We start from the raw sequence: 18,780 nt of genomic DNA, 5'->3' as shown, positions 1-18,780 counted from the left end.
GCGAATTCACTTGAGGAAGGGCCGCGCTGCGGCCCTTCTGTCTTTCAGCAGTCGCTCAAGCTGAGGAAGATCGAGGCCAAGTGCTCAAGCCCGCGCTGGTCTGCCTCGCTGAAGCGCGCCAAGGTCGGGCTGTCCAGATCCAGCACGCCGATCAACCTGCCCTCTTTCACCAGCGGTATCACCAGCTCGCTATTGGACGCGCTATCGCACGCGATGTGGCCGGGGAATGCATGCACGTCCTCGACCCGCTGGGTCTGCCGGGTCGCTGCCGCAGCGCCGCACACACCCTTGCCAAAAGGAATGCGCACGCAGGCCACCTGCCCTTGGAACGGGCCGAGCACCAGTTGCTCGTCGCGATTGATGTAGAAGCCTGCCCAGTTAAGGTCTGCCACTTGGTGATAGATAAACGCCGAGAACTGCGCGGCATTGGCGATGAAATCACGCTCGTCGGCGAACAGCGCCTGGACTTGCGCCGCCAGAAGTTCGTAGCCATCCAGGCCTTTGCCACTGGCATTGAGGTCGATCATTGATTCTGCTCCAGCAATTGCAGTCCGACCCAATAGCGGGCGAACTGATAGGCACAACGGCCATTACGGTTGCCCCGGCCGGTCGCCCAGCGCGTGGCGAGGATGTCGAGCGCTTCGTTGCGCTGCCATGTCAGCCCGGCGGTCGTGGCAAGCTGACCGATCCAGTGCTCGACCACATCGAGGAAGTGTTCCTGGGTGAATGGATAGAACGACAACCACAGGCCGAAGCGGTCGGACAGTGCAATCTTGTCCTCCACCGCTTCGTTGGGATGAAGTTCCCCATCGACCATTTTCCAGTTCTCGTTATCGCTCTGCTTCTCCGGCACCAAATGTCGACGGTTAGACGTGGCATACAGCAGCACGTTGTCCGGCGCCTGTTCGAGGGAGCCGTCCAGTACACTCTTGAGCACCCGGTAGTCACCCTCGCCCGCTTCGAACGACAGGTCGTCACAAAACAGGATGAAACGCTGGTCTAAACCCTGCAACTGTTCGACCACCCGCGGCAGGTCGGCCAGATGATCGCGCTCGATCTCGATCAGGCGCAGCCCCTGACCGGCGTGCTCGGCCAGTAACGCCCGCACCAGCGACGATTTACCGGTGCCACGCGAACCCCACAGTAGCGCGTGGTTGGCAGGCATGCCCTGAATGAACTGGTGCGTGTTGCGACCCAATTGCTCTCGCTGCTGATCGACGCCGATCAGATCGCTCAGGCGCATATCCAGGCTCACCTGCAACGGCATCAAATAGCCGCTGCGGCCATCACGCTGCCAACGCGCGGCCAGCGTTTCGCTCCAGTCTATAGTCGGCCGTTGGGCCGGAAGCAGCGGCTCAAGGCGCGCCAGCACCGATTCGGCGCGCTCCAGAAATGCGGTCAAGCGGGCGTCCATGATGGCTCCTACGATTTTCAGTGAGGCATGCCCGACGACGGCACACCAGGGAATCAACTGAAATGAACAGACAGACCCGCCAGCAGCCGGGGCTGATCGGCTATGCTTGCGCAGCGCAAAGGGCGTAGAGCCGGCTCGGGAAGCATGGATATCAAGTTCACCAATCGCCTGTCATACAAGCAAGCCCGGTTGACAGTCCTGGTCGGCTTCATCCTGGGGACATTGCTCAGTCTCATCCAGATCGGCATCGATTATGCCAGCGAAGACGCGTCCATCAACCGCGAAGTGCAGGCGCTGCTGCAAATAAGCCACGACCCGGCATCACGCATCGCCTACAACATCGATGCCGAACTGGCCCAGGAACTGACTCGGGGTCTGCTGCAGTCGCCCGCCATCGTGCGTGCTCGGCTGATCGACAACAACGATACCGTGCTGGCCGATGTGAGCCGTCTGCGCCAGGAAAACAGCTACCGGCCGCTAAGCGATTTTCTGTTCGGCGAGCAGCGCCAATTCAAAGACCCGCTGTATCTGGCGCACATGCCCAAGGACTACCTGGGCACGTTGTACCTGGACGTCGACACTTACGCCTTCGGCAGTCGTTTCCTCGAGCGCGCCGGCATCACCTTGCTCAATGGTTTTGCCCGCAGCCTGGTGCTGACGGTGATCCTGCTGGGGCTGTTCTACGTCATGCTGACCAAGCCGCTGGTCACGGTCATCAGCGCGCTGAGCAGCCGCGATCCGCGCCAACCCGGACAGGCGCGCCTGGACTACCCCAAAGGCCACGAGCACGATGAGATCGGCGTACTGGTCAAGGTCGCCAACCAACAATTCATCAGCATGGCCACCGAGATTCAGCAGCGGCGCAACGCCGAAAATCGCCTGACTCAATACCTGAACGAACTGGAAGACATCGTCTCGGCCCGTACCGACGAACTCAAAGCCAGCAACAGCCGCTTGAGTCAGTCCAATCAGGAACTGGAGGATGCCCGTCGCCGCGCCCTGGACATGGCCCAGGCACGCGCGGCCTTTCTGGCCAACATGAGCCACGAGATCCGCACACCGCTCAACGGCATGCTCGGCATGCTTTCCCTGGCGATGGACAGCGGCCTGAGCGGCGAGCAACGCCAGCAACTGTCGATCGCCCACGATTCGGGCAAGGTGCTGGTGGAACTGCTCAACGATATTCTCGACCTGTCCAAGTTCGATGCCGGGCAACTGGAGTTGGAACGCATTCCATTCGACCTCGGCACCTTGCTCGAGGACACCGCCAGCCTGCTGTCGCAGAATGCCGCGGCCAACGTCGAGCTGACCTGCCTGATCGCCTCGGATTTTCCGGCGAGCGTGCTGGGCGACCCAACCCGCGTGCGGCAGATCGTCAGCAATCTGTTGGCCAATGCGCTGAAGTTCACGCGCTTCGGGCGGGTCGATGTGCGCCTCTCGAGCATCGTCGGCGGCATTCGTCTGGAGGTGTCGGACACCGGCATCGGCATCCCCGAAGATGCCCAGGCGCGCATTTTCCAACCCTTTACCCAGGCCGGTGCAGGTATCACCCGCCAATACGGCGGCACCGGTCTGGGTCTGACCCTGACCCGCAACTTGTGCAAGGCCATGCACGGGCACCTGACCATTGAGTCGCAGACCGGATTCGGCAGCCGTTTCAGCGCCGACCTGCCCTTGCCCGCTCACCTGGAGGCGGTCCACCCGCCTGCGCTGCATGGACGGATCGTGGCCCTGACCAATGCCGCCAGCGGTCTGGCCGAACTGCTCGATCGCCTGCTACCGAACTGGGGCTTGGACTACGGGCGCTGCGAGCACACCGAGGAGCTCGACGGTGCCGCCCTGGACCTGTTGATCTGTGACGATGCCGAGCAACTACCTGACCTGCGCAAGCGAACACACGCACCGATCCTGCTGATCACCGCGTATGGCAATTTCCTGGCCGCCGAGCAGGCCCTGCGCCTGGCGCCCTTGCATCAGCTCGCGCGCCCGCTGGCACGCAATACGCTCTATCAACTGCTGCGCCGAACGCTACAAGGGGAAAACGGTAACCCACTGCCGACAGGTACAGCGCTATTGGCCGAGCGGCGGGCGCACATCCTGCTGGTCGAAGACAATCCGGTGAACCAGCTGGTGGCCATCGGCATGCTGGGAAAACTCGGCTGCCAAGTGCAAGTGGCTGCCCACGGCGCAGAAGCGCTGCAAATGCTCGAACACGACCGCTTCGACCTGGTGCTGATGGACTGCAACATGCCAGTGATGGACGGTTACGAAGCCAGTAGACGCATTCGTCAGGACGGTCGCTGGAGTCAGTTGCCGATCGTGGCCCTGACCGCCAACGCCATGCCCGAGGAGCGCGAGCGCTGTCGCGCAGCGGGCATGGACGACTACCTGGCCAAGCCGTTCCGGCGCGAAGAACTGCTGGCACTCATCGACCATTGGGTACCGTTCAACGGCTGAGCAGCCGCTCGATGTCGGCCTCCAGTGCCTGGGGCTTGGTGGTGGGTGCGTAGCGGGTGACCTTGCCGGTAGAGGGATCTAACAGAAACTTGGTGAAGTTCCACTTGATCTTCTGGGTGCCGAGTACGCCGGGGGCACGGCGCTTGAGCTCGGCGAACAGCGGATGGGTACCGGGTCCGTTGACCTCGATCTTGCGGAACAACGGGAAGCTCACACCGAAATTCAACTCGCAGAACTGCGCGATCTCGTGCGCATCCCCCGGCTCCTGCTTGCCGAACTGGTTGCAAGGAAAGCCCAGCACCACCAGGCCGCGACCGGCGTAGGCCTGCCACAGTTTCTCCAACCCTTTGTACTGCGGGGTAAAGCCGCACTGACTGGCGGTGTTGACCACCAGCAGCGCTTTACCGGCAAAGTCGCCCAAGGTTTTCTGCTCACCGCCGAGGGTGAGGCAGGGAATGTCCAGCAGCGCATCGGTCATGGGGGCTCTCCGTTCAATCACGCGGTTGGAAATCCAGGCACACCGAGTTGATGCAGTAACGCAGCCCGGTCGGCGGCGGACCGTCCGGGAACACATGGCCCAGGTGCGCATCGCACTGAGCGCAGGTCACCTCGGTGCGAATCATGCCGTGGGAGGTGTCGCGAATCTCGATCATCGCGCTGTCTTCGATCGGGGCGTAGAAACTCGGCCAGCCGCAGCCGGAGTCGAACTTGGTCTGCGAATCGAACAGCGGCAGACCGCAGCAAATGCACGAGTAGGTGCCCGCGCGCTTTTCGCTGTTGTACTTACCGGTGAAGGGCCGCTCGGTGCCTTTCAGGCGGCACACTTGATATTGCGCGGGATCGAGCATTTCGCGCCATTCTTCCAGGGTTTTGTCGATCTTTTGCATGGCTGGACCTCGGCAGGCTGAATTTCACCCTGCGCCGTCTTTTCCCTGGCGCGGGTGGCACGTATATTAGTCGGCTTGTGTGCAGACGGTCAGTCTGGCACCCGCGCCGCGTCCTTTTCAAATCTTTAGACGCCCGCGCCCCGCGACTTATCCATTCGGGATCACATCATGCAGTTCAGCAAATCGAACAAGCTCGCCAATGTCTGCTACGACATTCGCGGCCCGGTGCTCAAGCACGCCAAACGCCTGGAAGAGGAAGGCCAACGCATCCTCAAGCTGAACATCGGCAACCCGGCACCTTTTGGTTTCGAGGCGCCGGACGAAATTCTCCAGGATGTGATCCGCAACCTGCCGACGGCCCAGGGCTATAGCGACTCCAAAGGTCTGTTCAGCGCCCGTAAAGCGGTCATGCAGTATTGCCAGCAAAAGCAGATCGACGGTGTCGGCATCGAGGATATCTACCTGGGCAACGGCGTCTCGGAACTGATCGTGATGTCGATGCAGGCGTTGCTCAACAACCATGATGAAGTGCTGATCCCCGCGCCTGACTACCCGCTGTGGACGGCGGCCGTCAGCCTGGCCGGCGGCAAGCCAGTGCATTACCTGTGCGACGAGCAGGCCGACTGGTTCCCCGACCTGGACGACATCAAGGCCAAGATCACCCCCAATACCAAGGCGCTGGTAATCATCAACCCCAACAACCCGACGGGTGCGGTGTACTCGAAGGAATTGCTGCTGGGCATGTTGGAACTGGCTCGCCAGCACAACCTGGTGGTGTTCTCCGACGAAATCTACGACAAGATTCTCTATGACGAGGCCGTGCACATCAGTACCGCTTCGCTCGCGCCCGACCTGCTGTGCCTGACCTTCAACGGACTGTCCAAGTCGTACCGCGTCGCCGGCTTCCGCTCCGGTTGGCTGATCATTTCCGGACCCAAGCACAACGCACGCAGCTACATCGAAGGCATCGACATGCTGGCCAACATGCGCCTGTGCGCCAACGTGCCGGCCCAGCACGCGATCCAGACCGCCCTGGGCGGGTACCAGAGCATCAATGACCTGGTACTGCCGCCGGGCCGCTTGCTCGAACAGCGCAACCGTACCTACGAACTGCTCAACGACATTCCCGGCGTGAGCTGCGTCAAGCCCATGGGCGCACTGTATGCCTTCCCGAAAATCGACCCTAAGGTCTGCCCGATCCATAACGACGAGAAGTTCGTACTTGATCTGCTGCTGTCGGAAAAACTGCTGATCGTGCAGGGCACTGCGTTCAACTGGCCATGGCCGGACCACTTCCGCGTCGTCACCCTGCCACGGGTAGATGACCTCGAACAGGCCATCGGCCGTATCGGCAACTTCCTGCGCACCTATTCGCAGTAAGCTTTCTGACGCCTGCGGCACCTTTATCCAAGGTGCCGCAGGAATAGGCGCCCTCCCCCTCGGATGAATTCTTACATCCTGCAACGGTCTATCCACCGGCGCGCCTTTGCGCCTCTGGCATACTGCCGGGTACACAGTTTGAAATAGTCGGCCGGTTGAATCGCCCAGGCCGCCCCCTTATATACCCCGCAGTAGAGCGACATTTTCATCCGTCAGGAGAACGTAACAACCATGATGCGCATTCTGTTGTTTGTGGCCACCAACCTTGCGGTGGTGCTGGTTGCAAGCATTACCCTCAGCCTGTTCGGCTTCAACGGGTTCATGGCCGCCAACGGCGTCGACCTCGACCTGAGCCGTCTGCTGGTCTTCTGCGCCGTGTTCGGTTTCGCCGGCTCGCTGGTCTCGCTCTTCATCTCCAAGTGGATGGCGAAGATGACCACAGGTACGCAGATCATCACCCAGCCGCGCACCCATCACGAACAGTGGCTGCTGCAGACGGTCGAGGAGCTGTCCCGCGAGGCGGGCATCAAGATGCCCGAGGTGGGCGTGTTCCCCGCCTACGAGGCCAACGCCTTCGCCACCGGCTGGAACCGCAACGATGCCTTGGTCGCGGTATCCCAAGGTCTGCTCGAGCGTTTTTCGCGTGACGAGGTGCGTGCCGTGCTGGCCCACGAGATTGGTCACGTGGCCAATGGCGACATGGTCACCCTGGCGCTGGTGCAGGGCGTGGTGAACACCTTCGTGATGTTCTTTGCGCGAATCATCGGCAACTTCGTCGACAAAGTGGTGTTCAAGAACGAGGAAGGCCAAGGCATTGCCTACTATGTTGCCACCATCGTCGCCGAACTGATCCTGGGCATCCTGGCCAGCATCATCGTCATGTGGTTCTCGCGCCGTCGCGAATACCGCGCGGACGAAGCCGGTGCGCAACTGGCAGGCACCGGGGCGATGATCGCGGCACTGCAACGCCTGCGCTCGGAGCAGGGCATGCCGGTGCATATGCCCGATACGCTAAAGGCCTTCGGCATCAACGGCGGCCTGAAGCAAGGCCTGGCGGGCCTGCTGATGAGCCACCCGCCGCTGGAAGACCGTATCGACGCGCTGCGTCGCCGCGGCTGAGTCAATCGGCAGTGCAAAAAAGGGCGACTTCGGTCGCCCTTTTCATGTTTCATTTTTCAATGAAGTGCACGCTCAGCGCCGCACAGCGTAGACCCTCTCCAGCAGGCTAGTGACACCCGCCGCCTGAAATTTGGGGCTGCTGGCGATGACCTGAGGCGCCTGCAACTCCGTCACCTGCCATCCGCCGAGCCCTTGCCTCACCTGCGCTTGTGGCACTGAAAACGGCGGCCCCTCCATGAGCGATTGATCGTACTCCAGCGTCACCAACAGGCCTTCGCAGCGATCTGGCAAACAGCGGGACAGGTGATCCAGATAGCGCTCACGCATACTCAGGGGGAACGCGATCAGCGCGGCTCGGTCGTACACCGCCGTGCAGTCTGCCAGGTCCGACGCACGCAGTGCGAAGAAGTCCCCACACCACAACTCGAAGTCTGCACTGCGCCATACTTCGAACGCTCCCTGCCGCTCGACTTCGGCGGCAAGTCCCTGCTCGACGAAGAAGTCTTCGACTGCACGCCGCGACAGCTCCACGCCGAGCACCCGATAGCCCTGCCCCGCCAGCCAGACCATATCCAGACTTTTGCCGCACAAAGGTACGAATACCCGACTGCCTGGCGCCAACGTCGGCCAATGGCCCTGCAGATAGGCATTCACCTGAGGCTGATGAAAACCGATCTGGTTATCCGCCCACCGCTTGTGCCAAAACGCCGGCTCCATGATTTCTCCAGTATTTTCGATTGATTGACCGCAAATCTTATATTGGATATCGATCTTTACCTGATCGAAGATGGCAGCATCTTAACGCCCCAGGACACCGCCATGTTGCCCAGCCTGTTCATTTCCCACGGCTCCCCCATGCTTGCCCTTGAGCCGGGTGCCAGCGGTCCGGCGCTTGCCGGATTGGCTGCCGGCCTGCCGCGGCCGAAAGCGATCGTGGTGGTATCGGCGCACTGGGAAAGCCGTGAGCTGATGCTTACCAGCGCCGCTCGTCCCGAAACCTGGCACGACTTTCGCGGTTTTCCAGCGGCGCTGTACGCGGTGCAGTACCCGGCGCCCGGCGCGCCGGACCTGGCCAGGCAGATCGTCGACCAGCTCGGTCAGGCCGGCTTGATTGCGCACCTCGACGCCCACCGGCCGTTCGACCATGGCGCCTGGGTACCGCTGTCCTTGATGTACCCAGAAGCCGACATTCCGCTGCTCCAGCTTTCGCTGCCCAGCCATCGCCCTCCGGCGTTGCATGTGCAGATTGGCCGGGCGTTGGCCGGCTTGCGCGACCAGGGCGTTCTGCTGGTGGGGTCGGGCAGTATCACCCACAACCTGGGCGAACTGGATTGGCAGGCTGGCCCGGAGGTCATCGAACCCTGGGCGCGCAGTTTCCGCGATTGGATCGTCCAGCGACTGGTCGACGGTGACACCGCGGCTCTGCAGGACTATCGCCAGCAGGCCCCCTTTGCGGTGCGCAACCACCCCAGCGACGAGCACTTGTTGCCGCTGTTCTTCGCCATGGGCGCAGGCCAGCATTTTGGCATCGTGCATCAGGGATTCACGCTGGGTGCGCTGGGCATGGACATCTATCGGTTCGACTGAGACCGCCTTGCGCTTGATCGCACGGACAAAAAAAATCCCCAGCCTGAGCTGGGGATTTTTCATGACCGCGGGACTCAGTCCTCGCGATAGCGACGCAGCTTGAGCTGCTTGCCGGCTACGCGGGTGTCCTTGAGTTTGGTCAGCAGACGCTCCAGACCCTCCTCAGGCAGCTCGACCAGACTGAAGCTGTCGCGCACCTGGATGCGGCCGATGGCGTCGCGGGCCAGACCGCCTTCGTTGAGGATCGCACCCAACAGGTTCTTGGCGGCGATGCCGTCACGTGCACCCAGGGCAGTCCGGCAACGCACGCGGCCTTCAGCCAGTGGCATCGGTGCACGACGCTCGCGGTCGCCGCGCTCAGCGCGCTCGCCACGGTCACTGCGCTCGCCGCTACGCTCGCGCGGCGTGTGGGTCGGCACCAGCGGCTGCTCGCGCTCGACGGCGGCCAAGTCCAGCGACTGACCGTTGGTCGCCTTGCGCAGCAGGGCGGCGGACAGCGCACGGGCCGAGCAGCCCAAGTCGGCAGTCAAGCGATCGAACAGCTCACCGTGGGTCGCTTCGGCCTCGGCCACCAACGGTGCCAGGCTGGCGGTCAGTTTCTTGATGCGCGCATCCAGCACGGCTTGCGGGCCAGGCAGACGGGCTTCGGCGACCTTCTGCCCAGTGACGCGCTCGATCACCTGCAGCATGCGACGCTCACGCGGGGTCACCAACAGCAGGGCGCGACCTTCACGACCGGCACGGCCAGTACGACCGATACGGTGCACGTAGGATTCAGGATCGTACGGCATGTCCACGTTGAACACGTGGGTGATGCGCGGGACGTCCAGACCACGGGCAGCGACGTCGGTCGCGACGACGATGTCCAGACGACCGTCCTTGAGCGAGTCGATGACGCGCTCGCGCTGGTTCTGGGCGATGTCGCCGTTCAGCGCAGCGGCCTTGTAACCCTTGGCTTCCAGCGCAGCAGCCAGATCCAGGGTGGCCTGCTTGGTACGCACGAAGGCGATCAGCGCGTCGAATTCCTCGACTTCCAGCAGACGCAGTACGGCCGGGATCTTCTGGTCGGCATGGACCATCAGGTGCGCCTGGTCGATGGCGGTGACAGTCTGGGTCTTGCTCTGGATCTTGACGTGCTTGGGCTCGCGCAGATGACGCTCGGCGATCGAGCGGATCGACGACGGCAGGGTCGCGGAGAACAGCACGGTCTGACGGGTCGCCGGGATCGCGTCGAAGATCACTTCGAGGTCGTCCATGAAGCCCAGCTTGAGCATCTCGTCGGCTTCGTCGAGTACCAGGTACTGAACGGTGGAAAGCACTTTCTCGTCACGGCGCAGGTGATCGCAGAGACGGCCTGGGGTGGCGACCACGATCTGGGCGCCATTGCGGATGGCGCGCAACTGTGGACCCATCGGGGCACCACCGTACACGGCCACGACATTCACGCCCGGCATCTGCTTGGCGTAGGTTTCGAAAGCGGTAGCTACTTGCAGCGCCAACTCACGGGTTGGCGCCAGGATCAGGGCTTGCGGTTCGCGCTTGCTCACGTCGATCTTGTTGAGGATCGGCAGGGCGAAGGCAGCGGTCTTGCCGGTGCCAGTCTGCGCCTGGCCGATCATGTCGTGACCGGCGAGGATGATCGGGATCGACTGTTGCTGGATGGCCGATGGCTCTTCATAGCCTGTGGCCAATACGGCAGCAACGATGTTCGGATGAAGATCGAGAGCGGCGAATCCGCCGGTTTCCTGGGTCATGGGTCTGCCTCTATGTGCATCCGCAAAGACCCATGCTCCAAAGCTGCACATGCCTTGAAAGACCCGAAGGTCACCCAGGCAGCTTTGGCGGCGGGGATTTGCGAAAACGATTGAAAAAGAATTACGTGGGAAGGTCCGCCTAGCGGACGTGCAGCCGAAGCTGGACTCGGAGGATTTGCACCGCCTGATTTTGAGGTCCGCTAAAAGACCGGCGCGTACTATATACGAATTCGCGTAGCACCGTGAGAAAAATTTCTACGGGAACCCGCAGTCGGGCACGAGACGGACGCCGCCGACTGAAACGTTTCCGTTTCGCTCAACTGGCGGGCCTGATCGCCTTGATCAGATACTCCAGCGAATAGCCCAGACGCGTCGCCAGCGCTGCCGCCCGGTCACCCACCGCGTCCTGATCCAGGCTCTGCTCGAGGTCCGCAGGCACCAGCAGGATCACATTGCCTTCCTTGACCGGCAGCTCCCAGTAATGGCGGTGATACAAGCCGCGCAACAGCGCCGCCCCCAATGGCCGACCGTCATCGGCGGCCCATTGGTTGATCACCAGCCAGCCCCCCGGATTGAGCTGCTGCTGGCATTTTTCCAGAAAGCCCCACGCCAGGTGGCCAACGCCCGGCCCGTAGTCGGTATACAGGTCGACGAAGATCAGGTCGGCCTTTTCCGCCGTAGGCAGCAGTTCGAGTGCATCGCCGATGCGCACGTACAGGCGCGGATCGTCGTCCAGGCCCAGGTACTCCATGGCCAGACGCGGCACATCCGCGCGCAGTTCGATGGCTTCGACGTCTTCCAGCGGCAGGAATTTCAGACAGGCCTGGGTCAGGGTGCCGGCGCCCAGCCCGAGAAACAGCGCGCTTTCCGGTTGAGGGTGGCACAGCGCGCCGACCAGCATCGCCCGGGTGTAGTCGTACTCCAGCCAACTCGGATCGGCGGTGAAGGTGCAGCTTTGCTCGATGGCGTCACCGAACTCAAGGAAACGGTAGTCTTCGACCTCGTAAACGCTGATGACCCCGTAGGCATCCTCAACCCGGGCCAGCCGCCGCTCTTCCCGATCCATCGCCATCGCCGCCACCTGCCCGCGCAAAACCGGCATTGTCCGCCAATGCCTGCAGTGCAACAAGCCGGCGGGCAACTGTTACCATGGCCCGCATGCCCGAACCGACCTGACCGAGCCGATGATGAACCGACCCTGGACCCCCGACAGCTGGCGCGCCCTGCCGATCCAGCAGCAGCCGATCTACCCCGATGCCGCACACCTGCACAAGGTCGAGCAGACCCTGGCCAGCTATCCGCCGCTGGTGTTCGCCGGCGAAGCCCGCGAACTGCGTCGCCAGTTCGCCGAGGTCACCCAGGGCCGCGCGTTTCTGCTGCAAGGCGGCGACTGCGCCGAGAGCTTCGCCGAATTCTCCGCCGCGAAGATCCGCGACACCTTCAAGGTGCTGCTGCAGATGGCGATCGTCATGACCTTCGCCGCCGGCTGTCCGGTGGTGAAGGTCGGGCGCATGGCCGGGCAGTTCGCCAAACCGCGCTCGGCCAACGACGAAACCCTGGGCCAGGTCACCCTGCCCGCCTATCGCGGCGACATCGTCAACGGCATCGGCTTCGACTCGGCCAGTCGCATTCCCGACCCCGAGCGCCTGCTGCAGGCCTACCATCAGTCCACAGCCAGCCTCAACCTGCTGCGCGCCTTCGCCCAGGGCGGCTTCGCCGACCTGCACCAAGTGCACAAGTGGAACCTGGACTTCATCGCCAACTCGGCGCTGGCCGAGAAGTATCATCAACTCGCCGACCGCATCGACGAGACCCTGGCCTTCATGCGCGCCTGCGGCTTGGACAGCGCGCCGCAACTGCGCGAAACCAGCTTCTTCACCGCCCATGAGGCGCTGCTGCTCAATTACGAAGAAGCGTTCGTGCGCCGTGACAGCCTGACCGGCGACGCCTACGACTGCTCGGCGCACATGCTGTGGATCGGCGACCGCACCCGCCAGCTCGACGGCGCTCACGTCGAGTTCCTGCGCGGGGTGCACAACCCGATCGGGGTCAAAGTCGGCCCCAGCATGAACCCTGAAGAACTGATCCGCCTGATCGACGTGCTCAACCCGGACAACGACCCCGGTCGTTTGAACCTGATCGTGCGCATGGGCGCGAACAAGGTCGGCGACCACCTGCCACCGCTCATTCGTCATGTCGAGCGCGAGGGGCGCCAGGTGCTGTGGAGCTCCGACCCGATGCACGGCAATACCATCAAGGCCAGCAGCGGCTACAAGACGCGCGACTTCGCGCAGATCCTCGACGAGGTGCGGCAGTTCTTCCAGGTGCACCAGGCCGAAGGCAGCCACGCCGGCGGCATCCATATCGAGATGACGGGGCAGAACGTCACCGAGTGCATCGGCGGCGCGCGCCCGATCACCGAAGACGGCTTGTCGGACCGCTACCACACCCACTGCGACCCGCGGCTCAATGCCGACCAGTCGCTGGAGCTGGCGTTCCTGATCGCCGAAACCCTCAAGCAGGTGCGTCGCTGAACACAGCCCAAACCGGTTCGATCCGGGCGCCAGCCGCGATCGACGTCGAGGGCGGTCTTTACCGAGCCTTTACCCTGACCTGACCGCGCTTGACCTTGCGCACCCTAGACTGGGCTCATCCGGTAACCACCGGCCTGAAAAAGGAGAAACACCCATGCGCAAGACCCTGACCGCACTGATGTTCGCTGCCGCCCTGCCGACCGTCGCCATGGCCATGCCTGAACCCGGCCCGCACGGCGAAGGCCCTCATCACCGTGGCCCTGCGGCTTTCGCCCAGCTCGACCTGACCCCGGAGCAGCGCCAGCAGATCGGCCGGCTGATGGGCGAGCAGATGAAACAGCGCCGCGAGATCACCGAGCGCTACCTGGACAAGCTGCCGGCCCCTGAACAGAAGGCCATGAAGGACGAGATCAAGGCCGGTCACGACAAGACCCAGACCCAGATCCGCGCCCTGCTCAAGCCCGACCAGCAGAAGCAATTCGACGAACTGCAAAGCAAACGCGCGGCCGACAAAGCCGAGTGGGAGCAGTTCCAGGCCTGGAAAGCTGAAAAAGCCGCCAAGGCCCAGTAAGCTGCACGTTCGACGCCCGGCCCGCACTCCAGCGGGCCGGGCCTTTTCATGTCTGGGAGGTACTCGTCTTGCGCTCACTGTTCTGGCGCATCCTGGCCAGCTTCTGGCTGGCCATCGCCCTGGTCGCCGGCCTGTCGATCCTGCTTGGCCACATGCTCAATCAGGATGCCTGGATCCTCAGTCGTCACCCGGGCCTCAACACCCTCGCCAGCCGCTGGGTCAAGCACTACGAGCAGGAAGGCCTGCAAGCCTCGCAACGTTTCCTGGAACGGCGTAAACAGCGCTACAAGATCGACGTCCAGGTGCTCGACGACAGTGGCGACGCCGTGGTGCCCGGTACCTTCCCGCGTCGCGCCGAAGACTTCGAGCGCCGTCAGCACAATGACGAGCGCCTGCCCTGGCGTCGCCTCACCGAGGAGTACACCAGCCCCACCACCGGCCAGACCTACCTGCTGATCTACCGCATTCCTCATCCGGAACTGATGGCTTGGCACCGCGAGAGCCTGATCTGGCCGCTGAGCGCCCTGGGCATCGCGCTGGTGGTACTGACGTTGTTCAGTTTGCTGGTCACGCTGTCCATCACCCGTCCGCTGAGCCGTCTGCGCGGCGCGGTGCACGACCTGGGGCAAACCACTTATCAGCAGAACAGCCTGGCGCAGTTGTCGGTCAGGCGCGACGAGTTCGGCGTACTGGCCAACGACTTCAACAAGATGGGCGCGCGCCTGCAAAGCCTGATTTCCAGCCAGCGCCAATTGCTGCGCGACGTGTCCCATGAGCTGCGCTCGCCGCTGGCACGCCTGCGCATCGCCCTGGCCCTGGCCGAGCGGGCCGAGCCCGAGCAGCGCCAGGCGCTCTGGCCACGACTGACACGCGAGTGCGATCGCCTGGAAGACCTGATCAGCGAGATTCTGGTGCTGGCCCGGGTCGATGCCGAGCAGGCGCACCCGGAGCCGGTGGACGTCAACGCACTGCTGGGCAGTGTGCGCCGGGACGCTCAGCTCAGCGAAGCGGAGCAGGAGGTGCGCCTGGAAGCAGAACCCGGCTTGACCCTGCAGGGCTGGCCGACCTTGCTCGAACGGGCGCTGGACAACCTGGTACGCAATGCCCTGCGGTTCAACCCGGCGGGCCAGCCCATCGAAATCCATGCCCGCCGCGAGCACGAGCAGGTGCTGCTGAGCGTGCGCGACCATGGCCCTGGGGTCGCGCCGGAACACTTGCTGCACCTGGGCGAGCCGTTCTTCCGCGCGCCGGGGCAGCAGGCGGCGGGGCATGGGCTGGGCTTGGCAATCGCCCGCCGCGCCGCCGAGCGCCATGGCGGAACGCTGGTGCTGGAGAACCACCCACAAGGCGGGTTCGAGGCCCGGCTGGCGCTGCCGGTGACTCAGGCGCCCGTTTAAGGGCGCACGCCATCAGGCCTTGGTCACTCGCCCCAGGCGGTGACGAAGTCGGCGGTGTCCAGTACCGGCGGTGTGCGCGGCTCGCTAGTCGGGGTGCCCAGGTACAGATAGCCGATCAGCTCTTCATTGTCGGCCAGCCCCAGCCCCTTGTGCACATGGCTGTCGAAGGCCATGTCGCCGGTGCGCCACACCGCACCGATGCCTTGGGCATGGGCGGCGATCAGGATGCCGTGGGCCGCGCAACCGGCCGCCAGGCGCTGTTCGGACGCCGGCACCTTGGGATGCGCCTGCAAACGTGCGATCACCACCACCAGCAACGGCGCACGCAGCGGCATGGCCCGGGCCTTGTCCAGCGCAGCCTGGCTGGCATCGCCTTGGGCCTGAATCGCCTCGGCGAACAGCTCGCCCAACGCTTCGCGCGCCGCCCCCTCGATGGTCAGGAATCGCCACGGTCGCAGCTGTCCGTGATCCGGTGCACGCAGCGCCGCCTGGAACAACCCTTCACGCTGGGCCGCATTGGGCGCGGGATCGGTCAGGCGCGGCACGGAAACACGGTTGAGCAAAGCGTCGAGAGCCTCCACGGGCTACCCTCCTGGCAAATTGAAAGTGCCGCCATTCTCAGGTGCCCAGCCGCAAGCTTCAAGCTGCAAGCTGCAAGCTGTCAGCCAACGCCGGCTCGCTTCAACTTGCCGCTTGCAGCTTGAGGCTCGCCGCTTAAAATGTCGCCCTTTCCCGTTTCGAGTCAGATCACATGGCGTTGCCGACCTTAAGGATCATCGCGTTCATCATCGGCATCTTCCTGATCACCCTGGCCGTGAGCATGGTCGTGCCCATGGCCACGCTGATGATCTTCGAACGCACGGCCGATCTGCCCTCGTTCCTGTGGTCGAGCCTGATCACCTTCATCGCCGGCCTGGCCATGGTGCTGCAGGGGCGACCGGAACACGTGCACCTGCGCCCGCGCGACATGTACCTGCTGACCGTCAGCAGTTGGGTCGTGGTCTGCGTGTTCGCCGCCCTGCCCCTGCTGCTGACCCAGCACATCAGCTACACCGACGCCTTCTTCGAAAGCATGTCAGGCATCACCGCCACCGGCTCGACAGTGCTCAGTGGCCTGGACAGCGTGTCGCCGGGCATTCTCATCTGGCGCTCGATGCTGCACTGGCTCGGCGGCATCGGCTTCATCGGTATGGCGGTCGCGATCCTGCCGCTGCTGCGCATCGGCGGCATGCGCCTGTTCCAGACCGAATCGTCGGACCGTTCGGAAAAGGTCATGCCGCGTTCGCACATGGTGGCCAAATACATCGTCGCGGTGTACGTGGGCATCACCGTGCTCGGCAGCCTGGCGTTCTGGTGGGCCGGCATGAGCCTGTTCGATGCCATCAACCATGCCATGTCGGCGATCTCGACCGGCGGTTTCTCCACCTCCGATCTGTCCCTGGCGAAATGGGACATGCCGGCCGTGCACTGGGTGGCGGTGGTGGTGATGATCCTCGGCAGCGTGCCGTTCACGCTGTACGTGGCGACCCTGCGCGGCAACCACCGCGCGCTGTGGCGCGACCAACAGGTGCAGGGCCTGCTCGGTCTGCTGGTGGCCACCTGGATAGTGCTCGGCACCTGGTACTGGGCCACCACCGACCTGCACTGGCTGGACGCCTTCCGCCACGTGGCGCTGAACGTCACCTCGGTGGTCACCACCACCGGCTTCGCTCTGGGCGACTACAGCCTGTGGGGCAACTTCTCGCTGATGCTGTTCTTCTACCTGGGCTTCATCGGCGGCTGCTCCGGCTCGACCGCCGGCGGTATCAAGATCTTCCGCTTCCAGGTGGCCTACATCCTGCTCAAGGCCAGCCTCAACCAACTGATCCACCCGCGCGCGGTGATCAAGCAGAAGTACAACGGTCACCGCCTCGACGAAGAAATCGTGCGCTCGATCCTGACCTTCTCGTTCTTCTTCGCCGTGACCATCTGTGTCATCGCCTTGCTGCTGTCGCTGCTGGGCGTGGACTGGATGACCGCACTGACCGGCGCCGCCAGCACCGTCTCCGGCGTGGGCCCGGGATTGGGCGAGGTGATCGGCCCGGCCGGCAACTTCGCCAGCCTGCCGGATGCAGCAAAGTGGATCCTGGCCGGCGGCATGCTGCTCGGTCGCCTGGAGATCATCACCGTGCTGGTGTTGTGCATGCCGGCGTTCTGGCGCCATTGAGCGACGCCTCCAAGCGCGCCCGGTACTCGCTGGGCGTGGCGTCGAACCAGCGACGGAAGGCCCGGTAGAAATTGCTCGGGTCGGCAAAACCCAGCAGGTAGGCGGTTTCCAGCAAGGTCATGCCAGGCTGCGCCAGGTACTGCTCGGCCAATTCCCGACGGGTGTCGTCGAGCAGGGTCTGGAAGCTGGTGCCCTCCTCCTGCAACCGGCGCTGCAGGGTGCGCTGCGAAAGGTGCAGGGCCTGGGCCACGGTATCGCGCTTGGGTTCGCCCTGCGGCAGGATGCGGCACAGGGTCTGGCGCACCCGATGGGTCACTCGGCTTTCGGAAAAGCGTGCCAGGTACTCGCCCGCGAAGCGGTCGTGCAGTATGGCCATCGCCTCGTTGGCGGTGGGCAGCGGCGCCTCCATGTCCGCGCGTTCCAAGACCAGCGCATCGTGCCGCGCGCCGAACTCCAGAGGCGCACGGAAGGCCTGTCGGTAGGGTTCGATGTCTTTGGGCTGCGTGCCCTGGATCAGCACCCGCCGCGGCTGCACCGGGCGGCCGCTGAGCCAGGCGCACAACGACAGCGCACAGGCCAGCGACGCCTCGGCGCTGTGGCGGGTCGGCGGCAGGTGATCGCCATGCACGGTGAGGATCAGCGAGTAGCCTTCAGGGCCGAGGGTGAAGCTCAGGTCGGAGCTCTCGGCGATGATGCGCTGATAGCGTACCAGGCGCTCGAAGCCTTCTGCCAGGGTTCGACTGGACATCAGCGCATACCCCACCACATGGAACGACGCCGGGCGCACCACCCGCGCCATGTTCAGGCCGATGGCCTGGTTCCCGGACAGCTCGACCGCCAGCAACCACAGACGGGTCATGTCATCCTGGGGAAAGCGTGCATCCGGGTCGTCCAGCGCCGCGAAGTCCAGCCCCAACTGCTTGAACATGGCCCGGCAATCGAGTCCTTCGAGCTCGAGCGCTTTGACGATCCCTGAGGCCCAGCTGGCCGACGTGGTTCTTTCGCTCATGACAGGCTTCTTGTGCTGACCGCTCCTGCGGTGAATCGAAAGGATACTCAAATGGCGCCAATTGTCACTGGTGGGCGCTCCCAGTGACTCTAGACTCGAAACAGGCTCCACGCCGTATACCCCGAACAAAAACGCAGCGGCGAGAACCCCGCCATGAACAGCACGACGCAGTTTCGCAGTTTCGCCGAGTTCTATCCCTACTACCTCGGCGAGCATGCCAACCCCACTTGCCGACGCCTGCACTTCGTCGGCACCAGCCTGGTCATCGCGCTGTTGGCGTATGCCATCGGCAGCGGTCAGTGGCTATTGCTGCTGGCCATGCCGGTGGCCGGCTATGGCTTCGCCTGGGCCGGGCACTTCTTTTTCGAGAAGAATCGGCCGGCCACTTTCACCTATCCCCTCTATAGCCTGATCGGCGACTTCGCCATGTTCCGCGACATCCTGCGCGGCAAGATCAGCCTCTGA

At 63.5% G+C, this 18,780-nt stretch carries 17 protein-coding genes and 1 pseudogene; 9 read left to right on the top strand and 9 right to left on the bottom strand.

The features are described 5' to 3' along the window. Positions 1 to 44 precede the first annotated feature (44 nt). Entirely contained in the window at positions 45 to 527 is a 483-nt protein-coding gene (locus Q7C30_RS13830; RefSeq protein WP_317871817.1) for a GAF domain-containing protein, read from the bottom strand. Further along, on the bottom strand, positions 524 to 1,414 hold the full coding sequence (locus Q7C30_RS13825; RefSeq protein WP_295483434.1) for an ATP-binding protein: 891 nt from the start codon (positions 1,412 to 1,414) through the stop codon (positions 524 to 526). The genes Q7C30_RS13830 and Q7C30_RS13825 overlap by 4 nt, the downstream gene beginning before the upstream one ends. A gap of 102 nt (positions 1,415 to 1,516) precedes the next feature. Here Q7C30_RS13825 and Q7C30_RS13820 point away from each other — a divergent pair, with 102 nt between their 5' ends. Beyond that, on the top strand, positions 1,517 to 3,871 hold the full coding sequence (locus Q7C30_RS13820) for a response regulator (RefSeq protein ID WP_317871816.1): 2,355 nt from the start codon (positions 1,517 to 1,519) through the stop codon (positions 3,869 to 3,871). Here Q7C30_RS13820 and Q7C30_RS13815 read toward each other — a convergent pair. Together Q7C30_RS13815 and msrB are read right to left on the bottom strand one after the other, a co-directional pair. Next, on the bottom strand, positions 3,861 to 4,349 hold the full coding sequence (locus tag Q7C30_RS13815) for a glutathione peroxidase (protein ID WP_317871815.1): 489 nt from the start codon (positions 4,347 to 4,349) through the stop codon (positions 3,861 to 3,863). The genes Q7C30_RS13820 and Q7C30_RS13815 overlap by 11 nt on opposite strands. A gap of 13 nt (positions 4,350 to 4,362) precedes the next feature. Beyond that, on the bottom strand, positions 4,363 to 4,758 hold the full coding sequence (msrB, locus tag Q7C30_RS13810) for a peptide-methionine (R)-S-oxide reductase MsrB (RefSeq protein WP_029612960.1): 396 nt from the start codon (positions 4,756 to 4,758) through the stop codon (positions 4,363 to 4,365). Between the two features lie 168 nt (positions 4,759 to 4,926). Between msrB and Q7C30_RS13805 the strand changes: the two genes are divergently transcribed. Together Q7C30_RS13805 and htpX are read left to right on the top strand one after the other, a co-directional pair. Next, the gene (locus Q7C30_RS13805) at positions 4,927 to 6,138 is read left to right on the top strand and encodes a pyridoxal phosphate-dependent aminotransferase (protein WP_029612957.1); all 1,212 of its coding nucleotides are present in this window, start codon (positions 4,927 to 4,929) and stop codon (positions 6,136 to 6,138) included. Positions 6,139 to 6,369: 231 nt separating this feature from the next. Then, positions 6,370 to 7,257: a protease HtpX gene (gene htpX, locus Q7C30_RS13800; RefSeq protein WP_029612955.1), complete on the top strand. Its 888-nt coding sequence runs from the start codon at positions 6,370 to 6,372 to the stop codon at positions 7,255 to 7,257. A gap of 72 nt (positions 7,258 to 7,329) precedes the next feature. On the opposite strand, the gene Q7C30_RS13795 is transcribed toward htpX, so the two are convergent. After that, positions 7,330 to 7,974, bottom strand: coding sequence for a thiopurine S-methyltransferase (locus Q7C30_RS13795; protein ID WP_317871814.1), 645 nt, complete (start codon positions 7,972 to 7,974; stop codon positions 7,330 to 7,332). 102 nt (positions 7,975 to 8,076) lie between these two features. On the opposite strand from Q7C30_RS13795, the gene Q7C30_RS13790 reads away from it, so the two are divergent. Then, the gene (locus Q7C30_RS13790) at positions 8,077 to 8,844 is read left to right on the top strand and encodes a class III extradiol ring-cleavage dioxygenase (protein WP_039576265.1); all 768 of its coding nucleotides are present in this window, start codon (positions 8,077 to 8,079) and stop codon (positions 8,842 to 8,844) included. A gap of 74 nt (positions 8,845 to 8,918) precedes the next feature. On the opposite strand, the pseudogene Q7C30_RS13785 reads toward Q7C30_RS13790, so the two are convergent. Both Q7C30_RS13785 and Q7C30_RS13780 read right to left on the bottom strand, forming a co-directional pair. Continuing rightward, positions 8,919 to 10,632 (bottom strand): annotated as a pseudogene (locus Q7C30_RS13785) (DEAD/DEAH box helicase). Positions 10,633 to 10,914: 282 nt separating this feature from the next. After that, the gene (locus tag Q7C30_RS13780; RefSeq protein ID WP_317871891.1) at positions 10,915 to 11,670 is read right to left on the bottom strand and encodes a spermidine synthase; all 756 of its coding nucleotides are present in this window, start codon (positions 11,668 to 11,670) and stop codon (positions 10,915 to 10,917) included. 115 nt (positions 11,671 to 11,785) lie between these two features. Between Q7C30_RS13780 and Q7C30_RS13775 the strand changes: the two genes are divergently transcribed. The 3 genes from Q7C30_RS13775 (at position 11,786) to Q7C30_RS13765 (ending at position 15,100) form a co-directional block, all read left to right on the top strand. After that, on the top strand, positions 11,786 to 13,132 hold the full coding sequence (locus Q7C30_RS13775; RefSeq protein WP_039576261.1) for a 3-deoxy-7-phosphoheptulonate synthase class II: 1,347 nt from the start codon (positions 11,786 to 11,788) through the stop codon (positions 13,130 to 13,132). A 154-nt stretch (positions 13,133 to 13,286) separates the two neighbouring features. Further along, entirely contained in the window at positions 13,287 to 13,703 is a 417-nt protein-coding gene (locus Q7C30_RS13770) for a Spy/CpxP family protein refolding chaperone (RefSeq protein WP_039576259.1), read from the top strand. A 68-nt stretch (positions 13,704 to 13,771) separates the two neighbouring features. Beyond that, positions 13,772 to 15,100 (top strand): HAMP domain-containing sensor histidine kinase, encoded by a 1,329-nt coding sequence (locus Q7C30_RS13765; RefSeq protein ID WP_317871813.1) that lies wholly within the window; start codon positions 13,772 to 13,774, stop codon positions 15,098 to 15,100. Positions 15,101 to 15,123: 23 nt separating this feature from the next. On the opposite strand, the gene Q7C30_RS13760 is transcribed toward Q7C30_RS13765, so the two are convergent. Then, positions 15,124 to 15,681, bottom strand: a complete 558-nt coding sequence (locus tag Q7C30_RS13760) for a nitroreductase family protein (RefSeq protein WP_039576256.1) — start codon at positions 15,679 to 15,681, stop codon at positions 15,124 to 15,126. 170 nt (positions 15,682 to 15,851) lie between these two features. On the opposite strand from Q7C30_RS13760, the gene Q7C30_RS13755 reads away from it, so the two are divergent. Next, positions 15,852 to 17,306, top strand: a complete 1,455-nt coding sequence (locus Q7C30_RS13755; protein WP_039576254.1) for a TrkH family potassium uptake protein — start codon at positions 15,852 to 15,854, stop codon at positions 17,304 to 17,306. Here Q7C30_RS13755 and Q7C30_RS13750 read toward each other — a convergent pair. After that, the gene (locus Q7C30_RS13750; protein ID WP_317871812.1) at positions 17,263 to 18,315 is read right to left on the bottom strand and encodes an AraC family transcriptional regulator; all 1,053 of its coding nucleotides are present in this window, start codon (positions 18,313 to 18,315) and stop codon (positions 17,263 to 17,265) included. The genes Q7C30_RS13755 and Q7C30_RS13750 overlap by 44 nt on opposite strands. A gap of 153 nt (positions 18,316 to 18,468) precedes the next feature. Between Q7C30_RS13750 and Q7C30_RS13745 the strand changes: the two genes are divergently transcribed. Then, positions 18,469 to 18,780: a DUF962 domain-containing protein gene (locus Q7C30_RS13745; protein WP_116887807.1), complete on the top strand. Its 312-nt coding sequence runs from the start codon at positions 18,469 to 18,471 to the stop codon at positions 18,778 to 18,780.

It is taken from the genome of Pseudomonas sp. RAC1, from assembly GCF_030658255.1.
Taxonomy (GTDB): Bacteria; Pseudomonadota; Gammaproteobacteria; order Pseudomonadales; family Pseudomonadaceae; genus Aquipseudomonas; species Aquipseudomonas boreofloridensis.
The sequence above is the reverse complement of the archived record's forward strand: the minus strand, read 5'-3'. Positions and strand labels throughout refer to the sequence as shown.

Coding starts and splice junctions, on each gene's coding strand:
- Q7C30_RS13830 (WP_317871817.1), bottom strand. CDS start 527: ATGATCGACCTCAATGCCAGTGGCAAAGGCCTGGATGGCTACGAACTT.
- Q7C30_RS13825 (WP_295483434.1), bottom strand. CDS start 1,414: ATGGACGCCCGCTTGACCGCATTTCTGGAGCGCGCCGAATCGGTGCTG.
- Q7C30_RS13820 (WP_317871816.1), top strand. CDS start 1,517: ATGCTTGCGCAGCGCAAAGGGCGTAGAGCCGGCTCGGGAAGCATGGAT.
- Q7C30_RS13815 (WP_317871815.1), bottom strand. CDS start 4,349: ATGACCGATGCGCTGCTGGACATTCCCTGCCTCACCCTCGGCGGTGAG.
- msrB (WP_029612960.1), bottom strand. CDS start 4,758: ATGCAAAAGATCGACAAAACCCTGGAAGAATGGCGCGAAATGCTCGAT.
- Q7C30_RS13805 (WP_029612957.1), top strand. CDS start 4,927: ATGCAGTTCAGCAAATCGAACAAGCTCGCCAATGTCTGCTACGACATT.
- htpX (WP_029612955.1), top strand. CDS start 6,370: ATGATGCGCATTCTGTTGTTTGTGGCCACCAACCTTGCGGTGGTGCTG.
- Q7C30_RS13795 (WP_317871814.1), bottom strand. CDS start 7,974: ATGGAGCCGGCGTTTTGGCACAAGCGGTGGGCGGATAACCAGATCGGT.
- Q7C30_RS13790 (WP_039576265.1), top strand. CDS start 8,077: ATGTTGCCCAGCCTGTTCATTTCCCACGGCTCCCCCATGCTTGCCCTT.
- Q7C30_RS13780 (WP_317871891.1), bottom strand. CDS start 11,670: ATGGCGATGGATCGGGAAGAGCGGCGGCTGGCCCGGGTTGAGGATGCC.
- Q7C30_RS13775 (WP_039576261.1), top strand. CDS start 11,786: ATGAACCGACCCTGGACCCCCGACAGCTGGCGCGCCCTGCCGATCCAG.
- Q7C30_RS13770 (WP_039576259.1), top strand. CDS start 13,287: ATGCGCAAGACCCTGACCGCACTGATGTTCGCTGCCGCCCTGCCGACC.
- Q7C30_RS13755 (WP_039576254.1), top strand. CDS start 15,852: ATGGCGTTGCCGACCTTAAGGATCATCGCGTTCATCATCGGCATCTTC.
- Q7C30_RS13750 (WP_317871812.1), bottom strand. CDS start 18,315: ATGAGCGAAAGAACCACGTCGGCCAGCTGGGCCTCAGGGATCGTCAAA.
- Q7C30_RS13745 (WP_116887807.1), top strand. CDS start 18,469: ATGAACAGCACGACGCAGTTTCGCAGTTTCGCCGAGTTCTATCCCTAC.